This is a genomic window from Nostoc sp. UIC 10630, assembly GCF_010747425.1.
Taxonomy (GTDB): Bacteria; Cyanobacteriota; Cyanobacteriia; order Cyanobacteriales; family Nostocaceae; genus Nostoc.
Window position 1 is genome coordinate 1 of record NZ_JAAGOG010000289.1, and the last position, 7,796, is coordinate 7,796.

At 44.8% G+C, this 7,796-nt stretch carries 6 protein-coding genes; 3 read left to right on the forward strand and 3 right to left on the reverse strand.

Features of this window, described 5'->3' with window-relative positions; genetic code table 11:
* Window positions 1–42 precede the first annotated feature (42 nt).
* Window positions 43–645 carry a precorrin-6Y C5,15-methyltransferase subunit CbiT gene (cbiT, locus tag G1O98_RS35165; protein WP_114084477.1) on the reverse strand — a complete coding sequence of 201 codons (603 nt, stop codon included), beginning with the start codon at window positions 643–645 and terminating at the stop codon, window positions 43–45.
* Between the two features lie 95 nt (window positions 646–740).
* Here cbiT and G1O98_RS35170 point away from each other — a divergent pair, with 95 nt between their 5' ends.
* Complete coding sequence (locus tag G1O98_RS35170) at window positions 741–2,144, forward strand: serine/threonine-protein kinase (RefSeq protein ID WP_163938560.1); 1,404 nt, start codon at window positions 741–743, stop codon at window positions 2,142–2,144.
* A gap of 176 nt (window positions 2,145–2,320) precedes the next feature.
* Window positions 2,321–2,494: a twin-arginine translocase TatA/TatE family subunit gene (gene tatA / locus G1O98_RS35175; RefSeq protein ID WP_012412063.1), complete on the forward strand. Its 174-nt coding sequence runs from the start codon at window positions 2,321–2,323 to the stop codon at window positions 2,492–2,494.
* 64 nt (window positions 2,495–2,558) lie between these two features.
* Here tatA and cphA read toward each other — a convergent pair whose 3' ends face one another.
* Window positions 2,559–5,264, reverse strand: a complete 2,706-nt coding sequence (gene cphA / locus G1O98_RS35180) for a cyanophycin synthetase (protein WP_163938562.1) — start codon at window positions 5,262–5,264, stop codon at window positions 2,559–2,561.
* A 423-nt stretch (window positions 5,265–5,687) separates the two neighbouring features.
* The gene (locus G1O98_RS35185; RefSeq protein ID WP_012412065.1) at window positions 5,688–6,551 is read right to left on the reverse strand and encodes a cyanophycinase; all 864 of its coding nucleotides are present in this window, start codon (window positions 6,549–6,551) and stop codon (window positions 5,688–5,690) included.
* 538 nt (window positions 6,552–7,089) lie between these two features.
* On the opposite strand from G1O98_RS35185, the gene trmD reads away from it, so the two are divergent.
* A partial coding sequence (gene trmD / locus G1O98_RS35190; protein WP_163938566.1) for a tRNA (guanosine(37)-N1)-methyltransferase TrmD occupies window positions 7,090–7,796 on the forward strand: 707 nt, incomplete at its 3' end.

Genomic DNA, 7,796 nt, shown 5'->3' on the forward strand with positions numbered 1-7,796 from the left:
TCCCCCTGCCCCCTGCCTCCCCTGCTCTCTACTCCCCATTCTCTAATCCAGTTTCTCACCACTGAGGATAAAAATGGGATCAACGGCAGTAAAGGTTTGAGAAAAGCCGCGCGTTTCTAAGCGGTTAACCGCAGACTGAACAACTTCGATATTTCTAGCCCTTAACAGAGAAAAGGTTTGAGAAATAGCATACAGACTTTCTAGATTAGCAGCTGTAGCTACAACCCGACCGGATGGTGGCAAATAATGCCATGCTGCTTGCAGAATATCCTGGATAGGTCTTCCTCCCTCAATACAAACGCGGTGAGGAGCAACTTTGAGGTCATGTAAACACTCTGGGGCGCTACCTTCAATGACTTCGACGTTTTTCACTTCAAAGCGATCGCAGTTCCGCTTGATCAGGTTAGCTACTTCTTCATCTCTTTCTATAGCAATAATTTGACCCTTTGGACACAATAGCCCAACTTCTACGGGAATTGTACCTGTCCCTGCGCCAATATCCCACAATACAGAATCTGATGTTAGTCGCAGTTGGGCAATTAACAGTAGCCGGACTTCTCGCTGACTCAGGGGAATTCCTGGCAAATGCTCGAACAGTTCATCAGGAATACCAGGGGTAATATAAGGCCAAAGTTGGGAGGGCATAGAATTACGCAATTATACTAAAGATATGGATTTGCCGAAATTGAAAAGTCATAAGCTATAAAAACTTTTCAAACGTAGCATTATAAGAAACCATAATGATTGGTGAAATATTAGGCGAACGCTATCAAGTTCAGCAGCTATTAGGCAAAAAAGCAGGGCAGCGGACGCTTGTAGCTCGTGATTTGAACACTCAGGAATTGGTTGTTATTAAGTTACTCTCTTTTGATGGTGACTTTGAATGGGATTCACTCAAGCTGTTTGAGCGAGAAGCTGAAACTCTAAAATCTTTGTCACATCCTTTAATACCTCGCTATTTAGACTATTTTGAGGTAAATTCACCCGCCATCAAAGGATTTGCCCTAGTACAAAGTTATATCCCAGCACAAACTTTAGAGCAATACGTCCAATCTGGCCGGACTTTTACCGAAGTAGAAGTCAAAGAGATAGCCAAAGCACTTTTAGAAATTCTCATTTATCTACATGGGTTATATCCGCCTGTTATCCATCGTGATATTAAGCCTAGCAATATTTTATTGGGAGAGCGTTCTGGTAACAGTGTTGGTCAAGTTTACCTAGTAGATTTTGGCTCGGTGCAAACTGTCCTTGCTACAGAAGGTGGAACTAGGACTGTGGTGGGAAGCTATGGGTATATGCCACAGGAGCAATTTGGCGGACGCACGGTTCCGGCTTCTGATCTTTATAGCTTAGGTGCAACTTTAATTTATTTAGTGACGGGTACTCATCCAGCCGATTTACCCCAAAAGGATTTTCGGATTCAGTTTGAACAGGTGGCTAATGTGAGTCCTGAATTGACTCGCTGGTTGCAGCAAATGACTGAACCCAGTTTAGAAAGGCGTTTTAATTCTACTGCTGGTGCGCTCGCAGCTTTAGACAAACCACAAACAACAAACTTGCCTACTTTGGTTGTAGGTAAACCAGATGGGAGTAAGATTCAATTAACTAAAAAGGTAGATTCTCTAGAAATTATCGTTCCACCATCTGGTTTTGATCCATCAATAGTATTTACAGGTTTATTTGCGATCGTCTGGAATTCATTTATCCTCTTTTGGACAATTGGCGCACTCTCTATTCCTTTTCCTGTCAACATCCCCTTTGCTTTGTTCTCACTTCCTTTTTGGGGTGCTGGCTTTCTCATGGTGTATAAACTTCTCTTTCATTTATTTGGACGCATCTGCTTACGCCTGAATGCAGAACAAATTACCCTAAGTTGGGAGTTATTTAGTTGGAAATTTTATCGCCCCCGTGCATCGTCACGGCAAAGTATTAATAAGTTAGTTTACATTCCCAAACATTTTACTAAAAATTCTGATGGCACTAGAATTGCCGTTCCAGCACAATTATATATTTACTCAGGAGTACAAAAATATCAGCTTGGTGGAAACGATGTCGGTATTAAATCCGAAGTAGAACTTGAATGGTTAGCTCATGAATTAAGTGATTGGTTGGGTTTGCCAATTACCAAGCCAATGGGAAGTTAATCGAGCTAGCGTCGCTTTGTTCAAAAATAATAGGAACCTTTACGCGGTTTCTCTGTCCTGAAACGCAATCCCTAGCATAATCTTCCCTACTTCTTTACCTCTTGTTTGCCCCTAAATAATCAGATTTGAGCCATCAATGTCTATATTTAATTAGAGATGCCTTAGAGGAAATTTATATGTTTGGACTAGGATGGCCAGAAATCGCTGTAATTACCATAGTCGCTATTCTAATTTTTGGCCCTAAAAAAATTCCCGAATTGGGCACTGCACTAGGCAAAACCCTACGAGGTTTTAAGGAGGAGATGAAAACCCCCAGTGATGAAACTAATTCAGAAGAAGAAAAACAATAGTCAATAGTCAAGAGTCAAGGCTGAAAAACTTTGAAATGCTGAACTTGAGACTCTTGACTGTTGACTACAGTAGTGTGTTGACTACAGAAGAAGGTGCTATTCCATTTTGAGAATCAGCGATCGCTGTGCCAGTATTTTGTTGATGTGTCTCTTCCTTGGCTAAACCACGCAGCTTAATTAACTTAATAGCCCTAGTCACGCTTTCTGGTAGAATCACCACCAGGCTGTTATCAGGAGCCATGTCTAAGCCTTTATTAATCGCTTGGGTTTCATCCAAAATTGATTCATAGCGGCTATCAGGCTTCACTTGGGTAATGCCTTGAATAATCAATTGGGCGGCTGAACCCCGTAAACGTCCCCGTGTGTCATCGTCTTCTTTGACAATGATGTAGTCAAAAATTTGTGCTGCTAATTTGCCCAAAGTAACAAAATCTTCGTCGCGGCGATCGCCAGGTCCACCAATTACGCCAATCCGTTGTCCTGTAGTCCAGTTCCGTACAAAGGAACCTACAGCTTCATAACTAGCTGCGTTGTGAGCATAGTCTACTAAAGCGTGGTAGTTGCCTAAATTAAATAAATTCATTCGTCCCGGCGTTTGACTAACTGAAGCCCGGAAAGTCTTCAAACCAGAGCGAATCTGCTCAATTGTGACGTTTTGCACGAATGCTGCCAAACTTGCAGCTAAAGCGTTGGCAATCATAAACGGCGCACGTCCGCCCATTGTTAAAGGTATATTTTCTGCTCTTTCTATCCGATGTGTCCAATCACCTTTAACAATTGACAAATAGCCACTTTCATAGACTGCGGCTACTCCACCCTTTTGGATGTGCTTTCGCACCAATTCCGAGTCGGGATTCATGGTGAAGTAAGCAATATTAGCCTTAGTCTTTTCTGACATAGCGGCGACGCGATGATCGTCAGCGTTAAGTACCGCATAGCCATCAGGGAATACGGCTTCCGCTACTACACTCTTGAGGTTAGCTAATTGCTCAATAGTCTCTATATCGCCTATTCCTAAGTGGTCGGCGGCTACATTTAATACTACTCCCACATTTGCGGCTTCAAAGCCCAATCCAGAGCGGAGAATGCCACCGCGAGCGGTTTCCAGTACAGCTACTTCTACTGTGGGATCTTGGAGGATGACGTGGGCACTTTGGGGACCTGTGTTGTCGCCAGCTTCCACTAAGTAATCGCCGATATATGTTCCATCGGTTGTAGTATATCCGACTACTTTTCCAGTCTGTTTATAAATATGTGCTAGTAATCGGGTAGTAGTGGTTTTGCCATTAGTACCAGTAACGCTGAGGATAGGAATTTGGCTAGATTGTTCGTTGGGGAACAGCATATCCATCACTGCGCCAGCGACGTTGCGGGGAATACCCACACTTGGGGCAACGTGCATCCGAAAGCCGGGAGCGGCGTTAACTTCAACAATTACGCCATCGACTTCTCGCAGGGGACGGCTAATATCTGTGGTGACGATATCGAGTCCGGCGATATCCAAACCGATAATCTTGACTACCCGTTGTGCCAACCACAGATTTTCTGGGTGAATTTCATCGGTACGATCTACGGCGCTACCACCTGTACTTAAGTTGGCTGTTGCCCGGAGATAACAAATAGTACCCTTGGGTGGAACGCTATTTAGGGTATAGCCTTGCCTTTCTAAGAGTTGGTAGCTGGTGCGATCTAGTTCAATTTTGGTTAGGACGTTATCATGTCCTTCACCGCGATTTGGATCGAGGTTTGTTTCCTCAATCAGTTCGGAGATGGTGGATCTGCCATTGCCAATAACGTGAGCCGGTACGCGTTCGGCGACTGCGACTACTTTGCCATTTACCACCAATACCCTATGGTCACGCCCAACGTAATATCTTTCGACAATAATTGATCGAGAAACCTGTCTAGCTGCTTCGTAGCCGGCTTCCGCTTCTTCCCAAGTTCTGATGTCAATGGTGATCCCACGTCCATGATTGCCATCCAAGGGCTTGAGAACGATGGGATAGCCGCCAACGTATTCAATGGCTTGTTCTAAATCGTCTAAGAAGTTGATCACTGTACCTCTAGGTACTGGCGCACCGGCTGCCGCGAGGATGCGTTTAGTGGCTTCTTTGTCGCAAGCTAGTTCTACACCCAGAATGCTGGTGTTGTCTGTCATTGTGGCCTGCATCCGCTTCTGGTTCACGCCATAGCCTAGCTGAATCAAAAAGCGGGCTTCTAGAGACATCCAGGGAATACCTCTTTTTTCTGCTTCTTTGATGATCGCTTCAGTGGAAGGGCCCAAGGAAGCATCACGGGTGAAATCTTTCAGGTCTTGGATATCTTGCTCTAGTTCTGCCTTGGGATAACGGCCTCGATCAACGATACTCTGGCACAGGCGCACTGCGGCTCGTCCAGCGTAGCGTCCTGCTTCTTCATTCTGGTATTCAATTACTACTTGATAAATTCCGGGTGTGGCAGTTTCGCGTGTGCGACCAAAGCCGACGTGCATACCAGCTAATTCCTGGAGTTCTAAAGCTACATGTTCTACGATATGGCCGATCATCGTGCCTTCTTTGACTCGCATCAAAAAACCACCACGACAGCCAGGCGAACAATAATGACCCTCCAGACTCGGCAGCGCCTCAACTAGTCCTTCATAAAAGCCTGGGATTTCATTCGAGGGCGTCTCGGCAAGGGTTTCTAAATCGAGGCGCATGACGATCAGCTTGTGGCGTCGAATGCTCCAATAGTTTGGGCCGCGTAAGGTCTGGATCTTGAGGATTCTCATGGGAATAGGTAGATGGAGATTCGGAACCAAAATTCTAGTTTCTTACTGTAATTGACCGCTAAACTGTTCGTTGCAAACAGTTTTTTCTTTTTACATAGTATTCTCATCATTTTTCTACAACAAGAAATAAATGTGCGGTCAACCGATTTTGGATTTTAGATTTATGATTTTGGATTAAAAGAGACAATTGGGGTACTTAGCTCTGGTAATTTTAGATTTACGATAGCGTAGCGTCAACGAGTCATCGAGGGGTTTTTAGATTTTTTTTACCCACTTTCTGGCGGCATCTGCCGAAAAGCTCTCTTAATCTAAAATCCGTTTTGAAAAGTTTGCTAGGTCGGGAAACCTTCCTTACAACTTTTCGCAAAATCCAAAATCTAAAATTTGTGGTCAACTCAGTGTAACCTCAGATACTCTATCCCGTCAGCTGGAGATCCGGTGTACAGCAGGCAATACAGTGCGCTGGTACAGGTGGAAGCGATCGCCGTAGCTGAGGATATGGAGACGTAAATTATGCACGGTTAATGGTTCATTAGCACCAACATGGGGTTCGTTGGTGTGGGTGGCTTCAGTGGGATCGACAATAGTAACACTGCCTTTACCCATAACTTGTAACCAACCATCACGTTCAAACACTGCACAAGTATCTTCGTCAATGCCAATACCTAAGCGATCGGGGTGAGCAGCGATCGCACTAATCAACCGCCCCATCCGATTCCGGTTGTGAAAATGTTGATCAACAATGACTTCAGGAATAAATCCCAAACCCGTTGCCATATCTACTAGGGAACGATTTGGTGACTCTCCACTCCCGCCGCCAGCAATCATGTGATGCCCCATCACTGCCGCTCCTGCACTGGTGCCTGCTAACGTCAGTTGCCCTGCCCTAACCCTCTGCCGAATAATTTCCATTGCTGGCGTATCTGCCAATACGCCACAGAGACGCAGCTGATCTCCTCCTGTCAAAAATACCCCACTACAGGCTTCTAAGGATGCTTTGATTTGAGAGGCTTCACACTGTTCGCGTTCGCGGATGTCTAAAATCTCTACCTTTTGGGCACCCATTTCTTCAAAAATGCGAATGTACCGACCACCAATGATGGCGGGTTCGCGAGAGGCAGATGGAATAATTGTAATATAAGCCTTACTAGCACCGGCACGTCCAAAAAAAGTTCGTAGGATTTCGCGCCCATGAACTTTGTCTTCTGCGCCTCCGATAACCAGAACGGCGGTTTTAGTTGCTTGGGGTGTCCTCATTTCTAGCGATTTAGCTTGTAATTGCGGCATTTTGTTTCTCCTGTCAACAACTTCAGGTGAATTTAACAAGGTTCAGAAGGCTGATGATTTTTGCGCTTTGCAACTTTCGAGAGGAAACTTTGTGGAAGTTTTGAAACTGGGCAGCCACTCTCCGAATTCTCGCTTAACGCTCGCGTTGCCTCAGTCTAAACGTGTTTGTTCCCATTCCTCAAAGCCAGGGCCTTGTTTTTCACCTGTCCACTTGCAGCAGGGCAAAATAGTCTTTAGGGGGCTAGATTCCCACCCTGGGGCTGGGGAAGAGCAGATAAGACTACGCTTTTTTCTGAGGCTGGCTCGATGCATCCTGGAAGTTGTTAACTTGATATGATTATTAATTTAAATGTAGTTGTGACAACATTTAAACATAAATTAAGTAATTAGAAAAACTTTTGATCCCATCTAAAATCCAAGAGGTCTGGTAGTTTTAGATACTATTGATAAAGTTTAACTGGAGTTTGACTCGACCTCGGCTTGGCGATGTTTGCTAGACATCCAAATTTAAGATTAGTGTCCTTGAATACGAATAACTGTGCGCTTTGATATAGTTACACTTTTTCCTGACTGTTTTAACTCTGTTCTCAATTCTGGATTACTGGGTAAAGCCTTAGCTAAACAGATTGCCGAAGTGCATCTGGTTAATCCACGGGACTTTACCACTGATAAGCACCGAAAGGTGGATGATGAACCCTACGGCGGCGGCGTTGGGATGCTAATGAAGCCAGAACCGATTTTTAACGCCGTGGAGTCGCTGCCGATTCTACCCCGAAGAGAAATAATTTTGATGAGTCCACAGGGTCAAACAATTAATCAACCTCTTTTGAAAGAATTGGTGACAAATTATGACCAGCTAGTAGTTATTTGTGGGCATTACGAAGGAGTCGATGAGCGAGTACTGCATTTGGTAACTCGGGAAGTGTCTTTAGGCGATTTTATTCTGACTGGCGGAGAAATTCCAGCAATGGCTTTGATTAATGGTGTAGTGCGACTAATACCAGGAACCGTGGCCAAAACCGAGTCTCTCACAGCAGAAAGTTTTGAGGAAGGGTTATTGGACTATCCCCAATATACTCGTCCTGCCAATTTTCGCGGCTTGAAAGTACCTGATGTCTTACTCAGTGGGAATCATGCAGCGATCGCCAGGTGGCGTTACGAACAACAAATTCAAAAAACCCGCGATCGCCGCCCCGATCTATTGGAGAAATTGGAGCAGGGGAGGCAGGGGGAGCAGGGGAGCAG

Bases quoted from the DNA above. Each gene is read 5' to 3' on its own strand.
- cbiT (WP_114084477.1), bottom strand. From the start codon at position 645: ATGCCCTCCCAACTTTGGCCTTATATTACCCCTGGTATTCCTGATGAA.
- G1O98_RS35170 (WP_163938560.1), top strand. From the start codon at position 741: ATGATTGGTGAAATATTAGGCGAACGCTATCAAGTTCAGCAGCTATTA.
- tatA (WP_012412063.1), top strand. From the start codon at position 2,321: ATGTTTGGACTAGGATGGCCAGAAATCGCTGTAATTACCATAGTCGCT.
- cphA (WP_163938562.1), bottom strand. From the start codon at position 5,264: ATGAGAATCCTCAAGATCCAGACCTTACGCGGCCCAAACTATTGGAGC.
- G1O98_RS35185 (WP_012412065.1), bottom strand. From the start codon at position 6,551: ATGCCGCAATTACAAGCTAAATCGCTAGAAATGAGGACACCCCAAGCA.